At 63.1% G+C, this 18,755-nt stretch carries 14 protein-coding genes; 2 read left to right on the top strand and 12 right to left on the bottom strand.

Annotated features, from left to right (window positions below; translation table 11 throughout):
* Positions 1-47 precede the first annotated feature (47 nt).
* The 7 genes from nadE to LQE90_RS07895 form a co-directional block, all read right to left on the bottom strand.
* Entirely contained in the window at positions 48-866 is an 819-nt protein-coding gene (gene nadE, locus LQE90_RS07925) for an NAD(+) synthase (RefSeq protein WP_114567250.1), read from the bottom strand.
* 104 nt (positions 867-970) lie between these two features.
* Entirely contained in the window at positions 971-1,624 is a 654-nt protein-coding gene (gene hypB, locus LQE90_RS07920; protein ID WP_114567251.1) for a hydrogenase nickel incorporation protein HypB, read from the bottom strand.
* A 3-nt stretch (positions 1,625-1,627) separates the two neighbouring features.
* The gene (hypA, locus tag LQE90_RS07915) at positions 1,628-2,011 is read right to left on the bottom strand and encodes a hydrogenase maturation nickel metallochaperone HypA (RefSeq protein WP_114567252.1); all 384 of its coding nucleotides are present in this window, start codon (positions 2,009-2,011) and stop codon (positions 1,628-1,630) included.
* Between the two features lie 164 nt (positions 2,012-2,175).
* Positions 2,176-3,012, bottom strand: coding sequence for a twin-arginine translocase subunit TatC (gene tatC, locus LQE90_RS07910; protein ID WP_114567253.1), 837 nt, complete (start codon positions 3,010-3,012; stop codon positions 2,176-2,178).
* 3 nt (positions 3,013-3,015) lie between these two features.
* Positions 3,016-3,843 (bottom strand): twin-arginine translocase TatA/TatE family subunit, encoded by an 828-nt coding sequence (locus tag LQE90_RS07905; protein WP_114567254.1) that lies wholly within the window; start codon positions 3,841-3,843, stop codon positions 3,016-3,018.
* Between the two features lie 389 nt (positions 3,844-4,232).
* The gene (locus LQE90_RS07900; RefSeq protein ID WP_114567255.1) at positions 4,233-4,433 is read right to left on the bottom strand and encodes a CASC3 protein CASC3; all 201 of its coding nucleotides are present in this window, start codon (positions 4,431-4,433) and stop codon (positions 4,233-4,235) included.
* 3 nt (positions 4,434-4,436) lie between these two features.
* Positions 4,437-5,792 carry an amidohydrolase family protein gene (locus LQE90_RS07895; protein ID WP_114567256.1) on the bottom strand — a complete coding sequence of 452 codons (1,356 nt, stop codon included), beginning with the start codon at positions 5,790-5,792 and terminating at the stop codon, positions 4,437-4,439.
* Positions 5,793-6,542: 750 nt separating this feature from the next.
* On the opposite strand from LQE90_RS07895, the gene LQE90_RS07890 reads away from it, so the two are divergent.
* The gene (locus LQE90_RS07890) at positions 6,543-8,813 is read left to right on the top strand and encodes a TIGR04190 family B12-binding domain/radical SAM domain protein (RefSeq protein WP_216529363.1); all 2,271 of its coding nucleotides are present in this window, start codon (positions 6,543-6,545) and stop codon (positions 8,811-8,813) included.
* A gap of 143 nt (positions 8,814-8,956) precedes the next feature.
* Here the strand turns inward: LQE90_RS07890 and LQE90_RS07885 are convergent, their stop codons facing one another.
* On the bottom strand, positions 8,957-11,113 hold the full coding sequence (locus tag LQE90_RS07885; RefSeq protein ID WP_231088256.1) for a HelD family protein: 2,157 nt from the start codon (positions 11,111-11,113) through the stop codon (positions 8,957-8,959).
* A 158-nt stretch (positions 11,114-11,271) separates the two neighbouring features.
* Between LQE90_RS07885 and LQE90_RS07880 the strand changes: the two genes are divergently transcribed.
* Positions 11,272-12,018 (top strand): ubiquinone/menaquinone biosynthesis methyltransferase, encoded by a 747-nt coding sequence (locus LQE90_RS07880; protein WP_216529362.1) that lies wholly within the window; start codon positions 11,272-11,274, stop codon positions 12,016-12,018.
* 417 nt (positions 12,019-12,435) lie between these two features.
* Here LQE90_RS07880 and LQE90_RS07875 read toward each other — a convergent pair whose 3' ends face one another.
* From LQE90_RS07875 to kdpB, 4 genes are all read right to left on the bottom strand, one after another.
* Positions 12,436-13,143, bottom strand: coding sequence for a response regulator (locus LQE90_RS07875; protein ID WP_114567259.1), 708 nt, complete (start codon positions 13,141-13,143; stop codon positions 12,436-12,438).
* Positions 13,136-15,931, bottom strand: a complete 2,796-nt coding sequence (locus LQE90_RS07870) for an ATP-binding protein (RefSeq protein ID WP_231088255.1) — start codon at positions 15,929-15,931, stop codon at positions 13,136-13,138. The genes LQE90_RS07875 and LQE90_RS07870 overlap by 8 nt, the downstream gene beginning before the upstream one ends.
* Before the next feature lie 92 nt (positions 15,932-16,023).
* Complete coding sequence (locus LQE90_RS07865) at positions 16,024-16,644, bottom strand: potassium-transporting ATPase subunit C (RefSeq protein WP_225749749.1); 621 nt, start codon at positions 16,642-16,644, stop codon at positions 16,024-16,026.
* Positions 16,645-16,674: 30 nt separating this feature from the next.
* Entirely contained in the window at positions 16,675-18,753 is a 2,079-nt protein-coding gene (gene kdpB, locus LQE90_RS07860; RefSeq protein ID WP_216529417.1) for a potassium-transporting ATPase subunit KdpB, read from the bottom strand.
* Between the last annotated feature and the right edge of the window lie 2 nt (positions 18,754-18,755).

Below are 18,755 nucleotides of genomic sequence, written 5' to 3'. Positions count from 1 at the left end.
TCTTCGCAAAGCGCGAAAACGGGTCGAGCGTCAGCTCGGCTTCGCGCTCACTCGTAGAACGAAACAGCAGGCGACGGCGGCTCCAACGCCCGCTTGAACGCCGTAGCGCGCACCGTGGCGAGCACGCGGTCGACGTCCCCTTCGGCAAATCCCGACTCCTTGAGGGCGGCGGCGTCCTGGCCATGTTCGACATGGGCCAGCAGCAGCTTGTCGAGCGTCGCGTAGTCGATGCCCATGCTTTTCTCGTCCTCTTGATCGGGAGACAGCTCCGCACTGGGAGGCTTGGTCAGCACGCGCTCGGGGATAGGCGGAACCTGACCGTTCGACGCGGCTTGCGCGTTGCGCCAACGAGACGCCGCGTACACGTCGGTCTTGTACAGGCCGCCCAAGGGAGCGAATGCGCCGGCCATGTCGCCGTACAGCGTGGAATAGCCCATCATGGCCTCGCTCTTGTTGCCCGTGTTCACCAGCATCCAGCCATGCGCGTTCGAAAGCGCCATCAAGCACGTCATGCGGCAGCGGGCCTGGGTGTTTTCAGCCGCAAGGCCCCGCAGCTCCCCTCCGCAGGCTTCGGCAAGCGCGCGCTCGAAAGCCTCGTACGGCTCGCAAATGGACACGACGCGCGACTCCATCCCCAGATTGGACGCAAGTTCCTGGGCGTCTTCAAGAGAGTGCGGCGTCGAGTAAGGCCCCGGCAGCAGCACGCAGTGAACGCGCTCGGCACCGAACGCGTCTGCGCACATCACGGCCACCAGCGCCGAGTCGATTCCGCCCGACAGCCCTATAACCACATCGGAAAAGCCCGCGCCCTCCACGTACTCCTTCAGAGCCTTGACGCAAAGGCGATACCGTTCGTCAATGTGCATGATAGCAACCCTTTCATCCGCGCTTGTCCGCCCAGTATGAAAGCCCTTTGTTACATCGGTGTTGCCAACCTCCAAACCGGGGCGGCGCATCCCGAAAAGAGGGCCTACTGGATTGCGCGAATGCGATTCGCCAGCCATTCCGCCCATTCCTCCACGCCGTCGCCCTTCGTGGCGGCAATCGGGAAGATGGGAGCCTGCGGATTCAGCTGCTTGACGGACGCCTCGAACGCATCGCGGTCGAAATTGAACACGGGCAGCGTGTCCACCTTGTTGAGGACCACCGCTTCCGCCGCTTGGAACACGCCCGGGTACTTGAGGGGCTTGTCGTCCCCTTCGGGCACCGACAGGATCATAGCCTTCATGTTCTCGCCCAGGTCGAAATCGGTCGGGCACACCAGGTTGCCCACGTTCTCCACGATGATGAGGTCGAGCCGCTCCAAATCGAGCACGTCGACGGCGCGCTTGATCATGGCGCTTTCCAGATGGCACGCACCGCCCGTGTTGATTTGCACGGCCGCGATGCCCTGCGCCTTTATCTTCTCGGCGTCCACGTTGCTGGCGATGTCGCCCTCGATGACGGCAATGTTGAACTCGTCGCGCAAGGCGTCGATGGTAGCCAAGATGGTGGACGTCTTGCCCGATCCGGGGCTGGCAAGCAGATCGAGCACGAACACGTGGTTCTCCGCGAAACGTCGACGCAAGTCAGCTGCCAGCTGGTCGTTTTTGTCGAGGATGGGCTGCTTCATGTCAATCTGCATACGTTACTCCTTGCCTTCCGCTTCGTCCTCTTCGCCTTCATCGGGAATATCCACTTCTATGCTGTCGATCTGTAGTTCGCGACCCGCAATGAGCTTGGTCGTGAAGCTGTTGCACTCGGGACAGAGCAGGTGGAACCGGTCGTGCTCGAACTCAGCACCGCATTCCAGGCAGCGCGACTTCGGCTTGACCATGGTGATCTGAAGCTCGGCGCCCTGCACCATGGTGTTCTCGGACAGCGCCTCGAACGCGAACACCAGCGCGTCTTCAATGGCTTCGGTCATCTCGCCAACCGAAAGGTTGACCTTGAGCACGCTGGTGGCCCCGGCTTGCTTCGCCGATTCCTGAACCGCTTCCATCACGCCCGTCATGATCCCTAATTCGTGCATGCCGCTCCTTCGCACTTGTTTTTCGTCCCCGCCCATAGTATCCGAATGTTCGCGGCGCGCGAAGCCAAGATGCGAAGCCTTGGCGCGAACGCCACTCGGAATACGCAAACGGCCTGCCGCAAACGCGACAGGCCGTCATAAACAAACGCAGTATCAGAGAACCGTTACTTCTTGGCCTTCTTTGCTTTCGTCTTGGCCAATGCGGCATCCTGCGCCGCCTCTTCGGCTTCTTCGCGCTCGATCTCCTCGTTCTGCTTCTTGATGCGCTTGCTCAGAACGATGCGCGAGATAAGCAGGCTGACCTCGTACATGCCGATCATGGCAGCGAACATGAGCAGCATGGTGACCGGCGAGGCATCGGGCGTGGCCATGGCGGAAATAACCATGAGCACCACGTAGACCATGCGCCAGCTGCCGCGCAGCTTCTTATAGGGCACCACGTCGAAGATGACCAGGTAGAACACGACCAGGGGAAGCTCGAACGCCACGCCGAAGCCCAGCTCGAACTTGATGATCATGTCGATGTACGACGACATGCGCGGCGCGACGGTGCCCAGGCCTGCCGCCTGATCCGTCAGCCACTGGAACGCCGGGTTCAGGATGATCAGGTAGCAGAACACCGTGCCGAAGATGAACAGGGCCACGGCGGCGGCAAACGTGGGGATGAACCACTTGCGCTCGCTCGGCTTCAGCGCTGGCAGGAAGAAAGCGAGGATCTGCCACAAGATCACCGGAGCGCAGGCAACAAGCGAGGCCCACAGCGAAATCTTGAAACGCGTCGAGAACGCCTCAAAGGGGTCGATGGCCTGCAACGATGCAAACCCGCTTGCATCTTGAGGCAAGAATTCGGAAATAGGCAGCAGCAAGAACTGGCCCATGATGGGCGTCGCCATGTAGAACACGACCACCGCGATAGCCAAGCAAGCGATGATGCGCACCAAGCGCATGCGCAGCTCGCCCAGGTGGTCGAACAGGGGCATACGTGCCGGTCCGATAGGCATGGCTTATTCCCCCTTCTCGTTCTTCTCGGCCGCAGCTTTGGCAGCTTCAGCGGCTTTCCTGTTTGCGGCGCGCGTAGCGGCGGCCTTCTTCGCCGCAGCGGAACGTGCGGCGGCCTTCTCAGCATCGGTCTTGGCAGCTGCGGGCTTTTTAGCGGCAGAAGGCTTCTTCGCGGCGGACTTCGCCGGGGCCTTGGCTTCCGGCTTGGCAGCTGCGGGCTTGGCGGCCGTCGCGGTTGCAGCAGGCTTGGCGGCGGGTGCGGGCTGGGCCTTCGCGGCGGGCGTCGACGCCTTGGCTGCGGGCTTCGTGCCGTACAGCTCGTCGGGCGAGGGCTTGGCCTTGGAGGCGGCGTCGGCGGTTGCCGGCTGCGCGGCAGCAGCCTCGACAGGCTTCGGCGTTTCGAACGACCCGTCCGGCTTCGCGATGGGCTTCGGCGTCGCAGACGCAGCAGCGGCCGTCGTAGCCGCGGCCGTCGCAGCAGCGGCAGCCGGCGCCTCCGCGGCCTTCTCGGCCTCGGCAGCCTTCTTGGCCGCGCGCTCCTTGTCGTAACGAGCCTTGCGCTCCGAGAAGCTTTCGGTCTTCTCTTCCTTCTTGTCGTCCTTGCCGATCTCGGACACCTTCGACAGGGCCTCGAGCGGGTTCTTGAACGGCTCGTCAGAGGTGGGGTCGTAGACTTCCGTCTTGATGACCTTGTTCATCTCTTCCTGAGCGCTTCTGAACTTGCTGATTGCCTTCCCCAACGTCTTAGCCATTGCTGGCAGCTTATCGGGCCCGAAAATAAGGAACCCGAACAGCAGAATGAGGAATAACTCGAATCCACCGATACCAAACAAAGCAAACCCCTTTGTGCGGTCTTATCATCTTCTCAACGCCGCGCCTCTGCGCGGCAACGATTTATAGTATCACAACCGCGCCCGCGTAAGGCAAAGGAGTCTACTTGGCAATAAAAAGTGTGCGAGAACTCCCCGGCATCGGGGCGTACCGGGCACGACGAGCACCGTGATCGCCGCAGCGGCAACAATCGAAGTCATGAAATCACGGGACGCCCGCACCGACGATGCGCCCGGAACTCGCACCCAGGAAGCAACGTACGCGCCACATGCCCGGAACCGAAACCGGCCGACTCCTGCGGCGCGTACGCACGCACCAACGCCAAAAAACGCACGGGGCGAACGCACATGCGTCCGCCCCGCCTTCATCCGAACAACCCGGAAACCAGCGCCTACGAGCCGGTCCCCAAAAACGCAAGGGCCACCGTTGGGATGCCCAGCGCCAAAACCAAGATCACGCATATCACGATCGTGAACAGCTTCTTGGTTTTCTCGGCGGCCTCTCGGCGCTCCTTGTCCTTGCGCTCGCGCTCCTGAGCGGCCTTGATGCGGTCGCTCTTCTGCTTTGCCGTCAGCTTTTGATTCGTTCCCATGTGCTATACCCTCAACTTACCGCGGATCTCGATGACGCGGGCGATGTTCTTGGCAACCTCCACGCCCACGTTCCACTTGTTCTTCTCGTACAGCGAAACGCCGTCGACCATGGTCATGAGCACGTCCGAGCCGCTGCACGCGTTCACGACGGCCGAAACCGGATCGCTTGTGGGCGTCTGATGCGAACCCGACAGGTCAAGCGCCACGATGTCGGCGCGCTTGCCCACTTCCAGCGAGCCGATCTTGTCGTCAAGCTTCAACGCGCGCGCCGCGCCGATGGTGGTCATCTCCAGCATGGTCTGCGAATCCAGGAAGGTGCCCACGTTCACAGCGCGCTGCACCAACATGCCGATGCGCATCTCGATGAGGATGTCCGTGGAGTCGGTTGCGGCAGGCGAATCGGTGCCCAGGCCCATGCGCAAGCCGGCGCGCATGAACTTGTCGATGGGGGCAACGCCCATGCCCAGCTGCGCGTTGCAGCGCGGGCACACGGCCACGCCCACGTCGTATTCCTTGAGCTTCTGAATGTCCTTGTCGTCAACATGCACGCAATGAATGGCCAGCACGTTGTCGGATTCGAACGCGCCCCAGTTCAGCGCATAACGAACCGGCGTGGTACCCGTGGGAAGCCACGGCGGAATCTCAACGAAACCGCGCTTCTGGTCCATGGTGTGCACCGAGAACGGCGAGGAGCCGTACTTGATGAAGTTGTACTCTTCGCGGTTGCCCGCCATGTGCATGGCGACGGGGACGTTCTCGCGGCGAGCGAACTCGGATATCTTGCCGAACACGGACGGATGGCATGCGTACATGGACGTGGGAGCCACGCCGATGGTGATGCGGTCGCCGTCCACTTCCTCGCGCCAGTGCATGATGTCGTTTTCCGCCAGGCGCATCGCGTAGTCCACGCGACGCTTGTCCATGGCGCCCACCTCGCGGTAGATGACGCTGCGCATGCCCAGCTTCTGCGTGGCCGTGCACGCCGCGCCCGTTGCCGTGATGTCCGCAACGCACGTGATGCCGCTGGAAAGCGCTTCCAAACCGCCCAGGATAGCGGAGTCGTACCAGTCGCTCACGTCCATCTTCGCGCTTTTTTCCATCATGGACATGATCCACGTGGTATAGGGAACGTCATGCACGATTCCGCGCATGACCGCGTTCTCAAGATGCGTGTGCAAATCGATAAGACCCGGCATAATGGCGGCCATGCCGAAGTCGACCACTTCCTCGTCGGGGTAGCGCAGCTTGAGCATGTCGATCGAGCCGATGTCGCGAATAGCCCCGTCGCGAACGAGCACCGCGCCGTTATGCAGCGGCTCGGACGTGATGGGAAGAACGTACTGTGCGCACAAGAGCATAGCTGCTCCGCCCTTTCTCCCATGGTTCCCGTAATTCATGCATTTTCGTGTAACGGCTATCATAGCATTCTCCAACCGCTCTTCCGCGAAAGCACACAGGCCAATCGGCGAGGTGCAGGACCTTTGCGAGGCGCGTGATCCTGGCGGCAGAAGGCAGGATTGCGCTGGACGCGAAATCGCGGCGATTCGGGGAGGGACCGCAGCGGGGTGCCGCCCTCGGCGCCAGGCGGGGTGCGCGAAGGAGTTGGGACTGGCTGGGTTGGCTGGGGTTGGGGCTGGGCTGGGGCTGGGCCCCTAGAGCCTTGGTGCCGAATCCCCGGAGTCCGGGGTTCCGAATCCCCAAACCCCCGAAACCTTGGAGTCCCCGAACCTTGATTTCCAGAGCTTCGGGCTTTCGGAACCTTAAATCCCCCGAGTCCGGGGCTCCGAAGTCCAGCCGCTGTCAAAACGAGCGAGTTTTACTGGTCCTCAAATGAGGATAAAGCCACATCGCATCTCGATGACCAGGCACGATGCAAAACGCTTGTCAGCAACCCACGCCGTCAGGGCGAAAAATCCCCGCAAAACTCGTCCGTTTTGACAGCGGGCGCCCGTTTCGGCAACGCGACACGCATGCGCGCGCAAAACTCACTCGGCAAACTTCGCGCACCCATTATTCGGCGCGAAAAATAATCCGCGTGCACCTCAAAATTCAACAAGGTAACGATCGGCAGGCGCGCTATACTTCTCGGCAGTATGCAAACATTAGACATGACATATATCCACGCGCCCGCAACCTACGACTTTCGCGAGCGCTCCATCATGTACGGACCGGTGTCCGACATGGTGCCCTCCACGCCCATCTTCGAAATGTACCCGCTGGGGCTGACCACGCTGTGCGAGTACCTGGAACGACACGGTCTGCGATCGCGCATCTACAACCTGGCTTCCATGATGCTGCACAAGAAGAACTTCGACGTGGAGAAGAACCTCGCGCGCCTGGACTCGCACATGTTCGGCATCGACCTGCACTGGATGCCGCACTGCCACGGCTCGGTGGAAGTGGCGAAAATCCTCAAGCGGCTGCACCCGCGCACGCCCATCAGCTTCGGCGGACTGTCGTCGTCGATCTTCCACGAAGACCTGATCGAGTACGATTGCATCGACTTCGTATTCCGCGGCGACTCCACCGAAGAGCCCATGCGCATGCTGGTGGAGCGTGTGGCGCGTGCAGCCAAAACGCACACGCCGCTGGGCGATTTGTCGGACATTCCCAACCTCACCTGGAAAGATGCCGAAGGCTCCATCCACATCAACCCCTTGAGCTGGGTTCCCGACGACATGAACGCCATATCCATGGACTACGACTACCCCATGAAGGGCGTGCTGCGCCACCACGACATGACCAGCTACCTGCCCATGAAGGGCTGGCTGAGCTACCCTGTGACCGCCAGCCTGACCTGCCGCGGCTGCGCGCGCAACTGCGCCACGTGCGGCGGCAGCGCCTACGCGTTCAAGAACCACTTCGGTCGCCGGCGCGTAGCCTGGCGCGATCCGAAGCTGCTGATCCGCGACATCCAGCACGTGCAGGACCATATCTGGGGCCCCATCTTCGTGCTGAACGACTTCCTGCAAGCCGGCGAGGATTACACGCACGAGTTCATCACGGGGCTCAAAGGCAAGGTGCACAACCCCATCGGGTTCGAGTTCTTCGGCCCGCCGCCGGGCGGCGACGAGTTCTACCAGCTACTGGACAAGAACCTGGGCAACTGGTCGGTGGAGATTTCGGCGGAAAGCCACGACGACGACGTTCGCGCGGCGTTCGGCAAGGGCCACTACACGATGGCCGAGTTGGAAGAAACCATCGTGGACGCGCTTTCGCACCCCAACTGCGAACGGTTCGACCTGTACTTCATGACGGGCATCCCCAAGCAAACGGCGGCCAGCGTGCGCGAAACAGGCGCGTACGTGCAGCATTTGTACGAGCGCGTGAACTACGATCCGCGCCTGGTAGTGCTGACCAGCCCCATGGCGCCGTTTTTGGACGTGGGATCCATCGCGTTCGACAACCCGGAAAAGTACGGCTACAAGCTGCGCGCCCGCACGTTCGAGGAGCATCGCGAGCGCATGATCCTGCCCTCGTGGAAGCACATCATGAACTACGAGAGCATCTACATGTCCGTGGACGAGATGGTGGACGCCACCTACGACGCAGCGCTCGACCTCAACCGCATCAAAGGCGAGCACGGCATCCTGGATCCGGGCATGGCCGCCGCCACCGACAAGCGCATCCGCGAGGCGCGCGAGCAGATGAACCGCCTGGACGACGTCCTGTACAACGGCACCGGCCGCATCGATGCGCGGCTGGCGACGCTCAAGGAGGAGTTCGAGCGCCTGTCCGAGAACACGGTTGCTGAAAAATCGGAGTTGAACTGGGCGTTCGATGTAAAGCCCACGCATGCGAAGCACCTGGCGAAGCTCTGGTTCACCAACGAGCCCGCCAACGCCCTGGCGAAGCTGACCGGAACGTGGCGCCCTGCAGCAAGCGATTTCGACTACCCCGATCAGGAGAACGGCGTGCTCTCCCCCGCCTGGAACGCCGACGGAACGGCCAACTGCACGTTCAAGGGGCTTGCCGTGGACGGCATCGCCGACGGACGCGCGCTTTCGGACGATACGGGCGCGCAGGTAGCCGCGTTCGGCAGCGTGGTGGCGCCGGGATTTTCCCAGGAGAACACGAACGAGGCGTTCGATGCCGCCAACGCGCATCTGGAAGCCGGACGTGCGGGCACGGGCATCGAAGCGGGACGGCATGCGGCCATCCGGGCCGAAGCACTGCGCACGGTGGAGCACGACCCCCTGCTCGAGCAGATGATGGCGGAGGAGCGCGAACGCGAGGAAGCGCTGGCGCGCGGCGAGATCGCGCGTACGGTGCCGCGCGACGCCGGCGGCCTTCAAGGCGCGGGCGGCGTCAAGGGCGCGCGCGAGGCGCGCAAGCTCGAGAAGCTGCGCGACCGCAAAACGGAGAACCCTGCCAGCTAACGGCGCATCCGCCGCTGCATGGCATTCGATAGCGAGTTGGACGGCGGGATCGTCCGCCTGGGCGCCGCGGCAAAAATCGTCGCGGCGCCCTGTTTTGTCATCGACAAGCCAGCCCGACCGGCGCGCCGGCGCTTTGCGCCGCGCTAGCCGATCCCGTCCCTGCTCAACAGCGGCGTCAGCTTCCCCTGCGCCAACAGCGTGATCCTTCCCGTGGCGCGCGACACGGTGGTGTAGAGCCGACGGCGCGACAAGGGATCGTCCGGGAACGTGCGCTCGCTTGCTTCGGGCACGATCACGTGGTCGAATTCCAGGCCCTTCGCAAGCTTGAGCGACGTGAGGACAACGCCGCTCGTAGGCAGCGTCGCATCGGCGTCGATGAGCGGAGGCGCGCCGTCCCCCAGCTTCTTCTGCAGCTGCTTCGCCTGGTGCTTCTGCGGCAGGATCACCGCCGTAAGGCCCTCGTCCGCAGACGCCGCCTCGATGACGCGCACCAGCTCCCGATCGCGCTCCTCTTCGGTGGCGCACTCGATGATGGCCGGGGCTTCCTCCTGGCGGCGTATGGACGAGATGCGCAGGCGCTCCTCGTCCGCAAGCAGGCCGGCGAACAGCGCGGTGATGGCGGGCGAAGACCGGTAGCTGGTCATGAGCCGACATTCCTCCACCGAGCCGCGGGCTTTCTGGAATACGGCTTTGACGTCGTCAAACGTTGCCGTATCGGGACCGATGGCCTGATTTTGGTCGCCCAGGAGCAAGAAGTGGGCACGGCGGAAATAGCGCGCCAGCACCGTAAGCTGGGCCGCCGTGTAGTCTTGCACCTCGTCGATCATCACGTACTTGGCATCCGGATTGCCCAGCCCCGTGAGCGCCATCTTCAAGTACAGCCATTCCACGGGCACCAGGTTCTCCACGCCGAGCAGGCGCATACCGATGCGGTCGATGCGCAGCCAGTCGTCGTTCTCGACGGCTTTGCGCGCGGCAGCGTAACGATCGTCCACGTACTGCTGCGCCCAAACGCGCGCTTCGTCTTCGTCCTGCGCGTCGAACGTTTCGCGGAAGAGCGCCACCTGCTCGTCGGGGCTCAAGGCCGACAGCTCGTCGAGAATTCGATCGGACGTCGCTATCTGCTTCAGGCGCGTGTCCAGACGGTGCGCCAGCTCGTCGCGCATGAGCGACACCAGGTGCGGGCCGGCCGGAATGTTCTTGAACTTAGCCGCCACCTGAAGGATCTGCCCCACGGACAGCAGGCGATCCCCGTTGCAGTGCACCTCTTTGAAGTCGTGCGGGTCGAACGCGAATCCCGCGCACGCCGCATCGATGCGCTCAAGCCGGTCGAGCGCCACGTTCACCTGCCCGCCCGTGCGATCGGGCGGCATGAGCTGCTGCAAGAACTCGTTCCACGTGAGGCATTCGGGGTTGCGCTCGCCCAGATCGGGCAGCACGTTGTCGATGTAGCTTTGGAACACGGGGTTGGGCGTGATCAGGAACACCTGGCTAGGATCCAGGCTTTCGCGCTGCTGGTAGAACAGGTAGGCGATGCGCTGCATGAGCACCGAGGTCTTGCCGCTGCCGGCAATGCCGTTCACCAGCAGAGCCGGCACGTCTTCATGGCGAATGACCTGGTTCTGCTCCTTTTGGATGGTGGCGGTGATGGACTGCATCTTGGCGGAGCGCTGCTTGGACAGCGACGCCAGCAACAGCGAATCCTGGATGGCCACCGTGGTGTCGAAGTACGCGTTCAGGCGGTCCTTGTCCACGTCGAACTGCCGACGCAGCTTAAGGTCAACGTTGATGGTGCGCCCGTTGGCCTGGTACGAAGTGGGACCGTTATCCTGGTTGTAGTACACCTCGGCCACCGGCGAGCGCCAGTCCACCACCAGGCGGCGGTAGGAATCGTCGGACACGCCCGCAGTGCCAATGTAGAGTTCTTTGGGGTCTTCGCCCGGTTTGAACTGAAGGACCACTTTCGCAAAGTAGGGCTGGCCGAGTAGCAGCCGTATGCTGTTGAGCTTTTCGGCATCGACGCTCTGCGTCATGTTGTACGCGTCGATCACGCGGTTCACGGTGGCGAAATCGGCGTATGTCTCCATGGCGTCAGCGTAGCTGGCCAGGTTCACCGACAGCTCGTCCACCATGGCAAGCTTGTCGGCGGCGACGTCTTTGCTGTTCTTGTCCATTTTCGCCACCAGATCGGCGGCCATCGACCGCAGCGTAGCGTACGTTTCGCTCAGATGGCGCTGCTCCGCTTCGAATACGGGGTCTTGCGCCGGAGATGCTTCGAGGTGCGTGGTGTCGGTGTGCAACGGTACTCCTTGATCGAATGTGCAAGGGGAGATTATACGGGTCTGCGCCCGCGTTTCCCAGCGACTTCACGCTTCTTGCTGAAACCGTAACCCAGGGGCAGGCGGGCTGGCGTATACTGTGCTCTCGCACGATTCCCGATCGCAATGGAGCATCACCTGTGAGCATCGACACCGCCACCGGCAAGGAAGCGCCTGCGGACATCTCGTCCGAGCGCGTGAAAGACATCTTCTCCACCATCGCCAAGAAGTACGAGCGCTTCAACGCCGTCTCGAGCTTCGGCGCTTACAAGGCGTGGCTGTCCGGCATGATGCGCCAGGCTCCCATCAGCCCCAACGCAGACGTGTTGGACATCGCGGGCGGCACGGGCGACGTGACCTTCACCGTGGCGCGGGCGAAGCATCCGCGACACATCCAGTGCACCGACCTGGTCGACGAGATGCTCGACGTTGCACGCATGCACTACGCCGACGGCAAGGCCGACGGCGTGCCGGTTGATTTCGAGGTGGTGGACGCGCAGAGCATTCCGTACGCCAACGCGAGCTACGACGTCATCACCATGGCGTACGGCATCCGCAACATGCCCGAGCGCGACCGGGCGCTTTCCGAAATGTTCCGCGTGCTGAAGCCCGGCGGGTCGCTCGTGTGCCTGGAATTCTCCACGCCGCCGAACGCGGTATGGCGCGCCCTGTACAACTTCTACTTGAAGCACCTGATCCCCTTCTGGGGAGGCCTGATCACCGGCGACCGCGAGGGCTTCGTGTACCTGTCGCGCTCCATCAAGGCGTTCCCCAACCAACAAGGGCTGGCCGACATGATGACGCGCGCCGGATTCACGGATGTGACCTGGAAGAATTACACCGGGGGCATCGCCGCCGTCCACGTAGCGAAGAAGCCGGAGGCCTAAAGCCTGCGAAAGGCCGGCTGACGCTTAGATCGAAAGAAGGCTGAGCTAGTCGAGACGCGCTCGAGCACCAAGTCCGACCGACGCCGAAACGCAACTGCACATCAACGGCGGTTCGATGCTACCGCTTGCGCGCTCAAATGCACGATTCTTCCCCTAATGTTGCGTTCGAAGGACCTGCCAAGAGGCAACCTTCGATGCGATCGCGCGTTTCGCCTGGTCGCAGGTTGTTCGCTGTCGGCAGAAAGGCTTCGGCATGCACTCGAACGCAACATTAGGGGAAGAATCGTGCAGCAAGCAGACCATTCGCTGTCGAATCGGCGCTGATGCGCACCGGTGCGCACCGCCTTCCGAGCAGGGCGGCTTGCAACGAAGCGGGAAAACGGGCTCGAGACGGAGCCGGAAGACGAAGCCAGCGTCTCACTCGACGCGCATCATGCGGTAGCCTACGCCGACGTGGGTCTGGATGTAAAGGGGGTTGGCCGGGTCGGGCTCGATCTTCTTGCGCAGGGTTGCCATGAACACGCGCAGCGACGAGCGATCGGACGCCAAAGCGCTTCCCCACACCTCCTTGAGCAGGAAGTTGTGCGTGAGCACCTTGCCCGTGTTGCGCGCCAGCAGGCACAGCAGCTTGTACTCGAACGGCGTGAGGTGCACCTCCTGCCCATCGCGCTGCACGCAGGTGGAAGCGTAGTCGATGGTAAGGCCGCCGTTGCGATACACCGGATCCTCGGCACCTTCCTGCATGGCGCGCTCGCGATCAAGACGGCGCAGCGCAACGCGCACGCGAGCAAGCAGCTCGTCAACCGAGAAAGGCTTCACCAGGTAGTCATCGGCTCCGGCGTCGAGCGCCTCCACCTTGTCGGCATCCTCCAAGCGGGCCGACAGCACGATCACCGGCAACGACGACCATCCGCGCAAGGTGCGAATGACGTCGACCCCATCGCCATCAGGCAATCCGAGGTCAAGTATGACCAGATCAGGGGGATGCGAAGACAGCTCCAACAGCGCCTGCGCAACCGAGCGCGCCTCTCGATGAGCGTAGTCGTGCAGCTCGAGCGTCGTCGTCACCAAACGGCGCACCGCCGCATCATCCTCAACAACCAGTATCCGATACCGTTCAGCCACGTACCGCCTCCACCGATCGAGCGACCACATCTTCAGCATCCACCGCGGGCAGCGTGAACCAGAACTCGCTGCCGCAAGGCTTCCTGTTGCGCACTTGCAAAGTCCCGCCGTGAACCTCGACGATCGAGCGGCACAGCGAAAGGCCCAGGCCCATGCCGCGCTTGAAATCTCCGCTCTTGCCGCCGGGCTTGCCCGTAGAGCCATTGTAGAACATATCGAAGATGTGCTTGCGGTCCTCGTCCGGGATTCCCGGACCCTCGTCCGAAACCGCGATCCGCACGCGCGGCAGCCCGTCCTCGACGGCGCGGCGTGCGGTCACAGCGATGCAGCTTCCCTCGGGCGCATAGGCAATGGCGTTGTTCACCAGGTTGATCACAACCTGCACGATCAGGCGCGCGTCCATCTCGGCCATAAGCAGCTCGTCCTCCAAATCGACGCGCACGCAACGATCCGCAATGCGCCGATCGACATGCCGAAGCGCCTCCTGCACCACATCGCCGACCAGCTCGGGCTGCACCGCCAGCTGCATGGTGCCGTTGTCGATGCGCGTGATGGACAGCAGGTTCTCGACCAGCGTGACCAACCAACGCGCGTCGTCGTGAATATCGCGCAGCAGACGCCGCTTCTGCTGCGCTGTCAGTGCGTCCTCATCGTGCAGCAGCATGTCCGCATCCCCCGAAATGCTGGTGAGAGGCGTGCGCAGATCATGAGAGATCGTCCGCAGCAAGTTCGCGCGCAACGTTTCCTTTTCCATGCGCATCTCCATGCGGCGGCGCTCGTCGGCGAACAGGATCTGCTCGGTCGCCTGCCCGCATTCGTCAAGAATGGCAAGCAGCAGGTTCTTTTCGAACGCACCGAAATCCTCTTCCCCGTCGATGTCGTCCATGGCAACGCCAGCCACGCCGAACACGACGTCTTTCGACCGAATGGGCAGGTAGAGGCAGTGCGCGTTGGCCAGCGTGTCGGTTGTGGCGCCCGCGCGCTCGTTGTTCGACGCCGACCACGCCGCCACCGCAGCCTCGGCGGGGGAAGCCAGCACGGCCGTATCCGTCGCGCCGCCTATCGTTCCCGGAACATCGTGGAGCTCGGGGTTCGCCAGGCTTCCGTCGCCGAGCATCCGGTACATCACCACGGGGCGGTTCAGCAGCTTGATGACCTGCTCGGCCGCGAACCGAAAGCACTCGTCGGCGGTCGACGCGCCCTGAAGCTTGCGGCTCGACTCAAGCAGAACCTCCATGCGGTACGCGCGACGCGCGGTGCTTTCGGCCTGGCGTTTCATGCGGATGGCCAAAGACGACGCAGCAAACGTCCCCACCAGCAAAAACGCGAAGATGAACGGGTAGTTCAGCCCAACGGCGTGCAGCGTGAAGCGCGGCACGGTGAAGAAGAAGTTGTACGCGAACACGCTGCCGAGCGAGGCGAACAGCGCGTAGAAGAATCCGTCGGCGCGCGTGGCCATGAGCAGCGCCACGATGAGATACAGCATGAGAACCACCGACCCCGCCAAGCCCAGCTCGTAGATCACCAGGCCCAAGGCCGTGGCAAGCGCGACCGACGCGAGGGCCCGCCATATATCGGCAACCGTGAAATGGAAGCCCGTCGCCTCGCGCAGCCGCCCGTACTGAGCGGGCAGGTCCTTGGTGGGCACCACGTCCACCACGGCACCGTGCGCAAGCTTCATCAGCCGGTTGACCAGGCTTTCCGGCCCCCACCCCAGCGCGCGGAAGCCGCCAATGGCGTTTCCCACCACAATATGGGTCGCCCCTGCGGTTTCCGCGTACTGCGCAATCTGCTGCGCTATGTCGTCGCCGAACAGCGTGACCACATGCGCGCCCAGCTCTTCGGCCAAATCGACGTTCGCCCGCAGGCGCCCGCGCCGTTCGGCGTCGAGCTTCTTGCTCTGCGACGACTCCACCACCACCGCGGTGAACGCGCCATGGTACGACTCCGCCATGTTGGCCGCGGCGCGAATGGCCTTCACGTTGCCGGCGTAGGGAGTCACGTACACCAGCACGTCCTCGCCCGCCTCCACGCGCGCGCCCGACTCGCCGCACTCGGCCTTGCGCGTCAAGCGATCGGCCATGCGGCGAAGCGCGATCTCGCGCAGCGCCGCCAGGTTCTTGCGCGAGAAGAAGTTGCCGAGCGCCGTGCGCGCACGGTCGGGCAGGTAGATCTTCCCCGACTCCAAACGATCGATCAAATCGTCCGGCTCGATGTCCACCAGCTCCACCGAAGCCGCCTGGTCGAAAATGCGATCGGGAATGCGCTCGGAAACGCTTACGTGCGTGATGGCGGCGATCTTGTCGTTCAAGCCCTCCAGATGCTGCACGTTCACCGTCGTGAACACGCTGATGCCCGCGCGCAGCAGCTCCTCGACGTCTTGATAGCGCTTCCGATGGCGGCACCCGGGGGCGTTCGTGTGAGCCAGCTCGTCCACCAGCACAATCTGCGGGCGGCGCGAAAGCACCGCATCCAGGTCGAATTCGCGCAAGGTGATGCCTCGATGCGTGACGGCGCGCGGCGAAATCTGCTCCAAGCCTTCCGTCAACGCCATGGTGTCCACTCTTGTATGGGGCTCCACGTAGCCCACCACCACGTCGAAACCCTTGTCGAGCACCGCATGGGCCTCTTCCAGCATGGCGTACGTCTTGCCGACGCCCGCCGCATAGCCGAAGAATATCTTGAGCTTGCCGCGCGCGTCGCCCTCGGCAGCTTCCCCCTCGACGATCTGGCGCAGAATAGCATCGGGGTCGCGGCGCGTCTCCAAATCGCCCATCGATGCAGCCATAGCGTTCCTTCCAACCGGAGGTGGAGCCGACGCACGTCGCGCCCGCCCCACCGTTCATCATACCTACGTTGCCGCCGCCGGTGCGACGTGCGTTACCGAACCGGCAAGATGCCGTCCAGCATCAGGTTCACCTTCAGCACGTTCACGCGCGCGTCTCCCAAAATTCCCCCTTGCGGCTGCTCCGTGCAACGCTCGATGATAGCGCGAATGTCGCGGGGGCTTTTGCCCGTGGTCCTGGCCAAGCGCTCGACTTGATACTCGGCCGCCGCCGGAGAGATATGCGGGTCGAAACCGCTGCCCGACTCGGTAACCAAATCGCTCGGAATGGGCTTGTTGCCCTGTTCCGGATGGGCCGCGCGAAGAGCGTCGATGCGCGCCTGCACGGTTTCAGCGAACTCGTCGCCAGCCGGACTGAGGTTCGACGGAGCATACCACAGCACCTTGGATCCTCGATCGTCGGTGAACGTCTTTGCGTCGGGGCTCATAGGGCGCCCCCATAGATGGTCTTCGCCCGCAAACGGCTGGCCCACCAGCTCGCTGCCGTACGCGGTGCCGTCAACTTCGATGGTAGACCCGTTAGCCTGATGAGGGAAAGCCAGCTGAGCCAAAACCGTGCAGGCAAACGTGTACGCAACGCCGCATAAAAGCATGACCACCAGGAAGAACAGCACTGCGCTTCCCCACAGCTTCGCTCCGTTTCCCACATGCAACATAATGATCTCCTCTCGTCTAACGATCCTGCGCTACGCAATGCCCAGCGCCGTGATAGCCATATCAAGAACCTTGATGGCCACAAACGGAAGCACGATTCCGCCCAGGCCGTACACCAGCAAGTTGCGCGTCAGCAGGCTTTGCGACGTTGCCTCGCGGTACTTCACCCCTTTGAGCGCCAGCGGAATGAGCGCCACGATGATCAGCGCGTTATAGGTGACCGCAGCCAGAATGGCCGTTGTCGGGCTGGTCAGGTGCATGACGTTGAGCGCATCGAGGGCAGGGTACAGCGGGACGAACAGCGCCGGAACGATGGCGAAGTACTTCGCCATATCGTTAGCGATGGAGAACGTGGTCAGGCTTCCGCGCGTCATGAGCAGCTGCTTGCCGATGCGCACGATGTCGAGCAGCTTCGTGGGGCTGGAATCAAGGTCGACCATGTTGCCAGCCTCCTTCGCCGCCTGGGTGCCGCTGTTCATGGCAACGGCCACATCGGCCTGCGCAAGCGCGGGAGCATCGTTCGTGCCGTCGCCCGTCATGGCCACCATGTGCCCTTCGGCCTGGTACTGGCGGATGGCGGCGAGCTTCGTTTCGGGCGTTGCCTCGGCAATGAAGTCGTCCACGCCCGCCTCGGCAGCGATAGCCGCAGCCGTCAGGGGATTGTCGCCCGTGATCATGACGGTCTTGATGCCCATCGTGCGCAGGTCGGCGAAATTCTCCCTGATGCCCTGCTTCACGATGTCCTTCAGGTACACCACGCCCAGCACGCGATGATCGCGCGCGACGAGCAGCGGCGTACCGCCCGCGCGCGAAACGCGCTCGACGGCAAGCGCGCATTGGGCGCTGTACCGCCCGCCGCCCGCTTCCACGTAACTCTTCACCGCATCGGCCGCGCCCTTGCGAATCTCATGGCCGTCGAAATCCACGCCGCTCATCCGCGTTTGAGCCGTGAACGGGATCGACGCCATGCCCGATCCCTCCAGCACCCGCGCGCGAATGCCGAAGCGCTCCTTCGCCAGCACCACGATGCTGCGGCCTTCCGGCGTTTCGTCCGTCAGGCTGGCCAACTGGGCCGCATCGGCCAGATCGCGCTCGTCGGCACCGTCGACCGCAACGAACTCGGCCGCCTGGCGGTTGCCCAGCGTGATGGTGCCGGTTTTGTCCAGCAGCAGCACGTCCACGTCACCCGCCGCCTCCACGGCGCGGCCGCTCATGGCCAGCACGTTCGCCTGGTTCAGGCGGCTCATGCCGGCAATGCCGATAGCCGAGAGCAGCGCGCCGATCGTAGTGGGAGCCAAGCACACGAACAGCGCAACGAGCGAGGTGATGGACGTAGGATTCGCCATGCCCTGTTGGTTGGCGCCGAACCCGCTGAAAGCGAACAGCGCCACCGACACGGTCAGAAACACGATAGTCAGCGCAATGAGCAGGATCTCGAGCGCGATCTCGTTCGGCGTTTTCTTGCGTGCCGCCGATTCGACCATGGCGATCATCTGGTCGAGGAAACTGTGCCCCGCATCGGCGGTCACGCGCACCACCAGCCAATCGGACAGCACCGTAGTGCCGCCGGTCACAGCTGAGCGGTCGCCGCCCGCCTCGCGGATGACCGGGGCGGATTCGCCCGTGATGGCGCTCTCGTCCACCGAAGCCGCCCCTCTGACAATCTCCCCGTCAGCGGGAATCTGCTCGCCGGCGGACACGAAGAACACGTCCTTCTTCTTGAGGAGCGCCGAGCTTACCTCGTCGGCATTGAGGCGAAAGTACTCGGCGGGATCGTCGACGTGCGCGCCCTTGGCCACCATGGCCTCGTTGAGCTTGTGCGCGTCGATGTCGCGCTTGGCGGCGCGCAGAGCGTCGGCCTGAGCCTTGCCGCGACCCTCTGCGAGAGCTTCGGCGAAGTTCGCGAACAGCACCGTCAGCCACAGGACCGCCGAAACCGCCAGGGTAAAAGCCGAATGCGCGTCCGCCACGCCGAACAGGGAAAGAACGAACAGCACCGACGTCAGGGCGGCCGAAAGGTACACCATGAGCATGACGGGATTCTTCGCCTGCTCGTTCGGCTTGAGCTTCGCAAACGAATCGGCCACGGCGCGCTTCGCAAGCTCGCGCATCG

It is taken from the genome of Paraeggerthella hominis (assembly GCF_021044775.1).
GTDB classification, from domain to species: Bacteria; Actinomycetota; Coriobacteriia; order Coriobacteriales; family Eggerthellaceae; genus Paraeggerthella; species Paraeggerthella hominis.
This window is presented reverse-complemented; position numbering and strand designations above follow the sequence as displayed.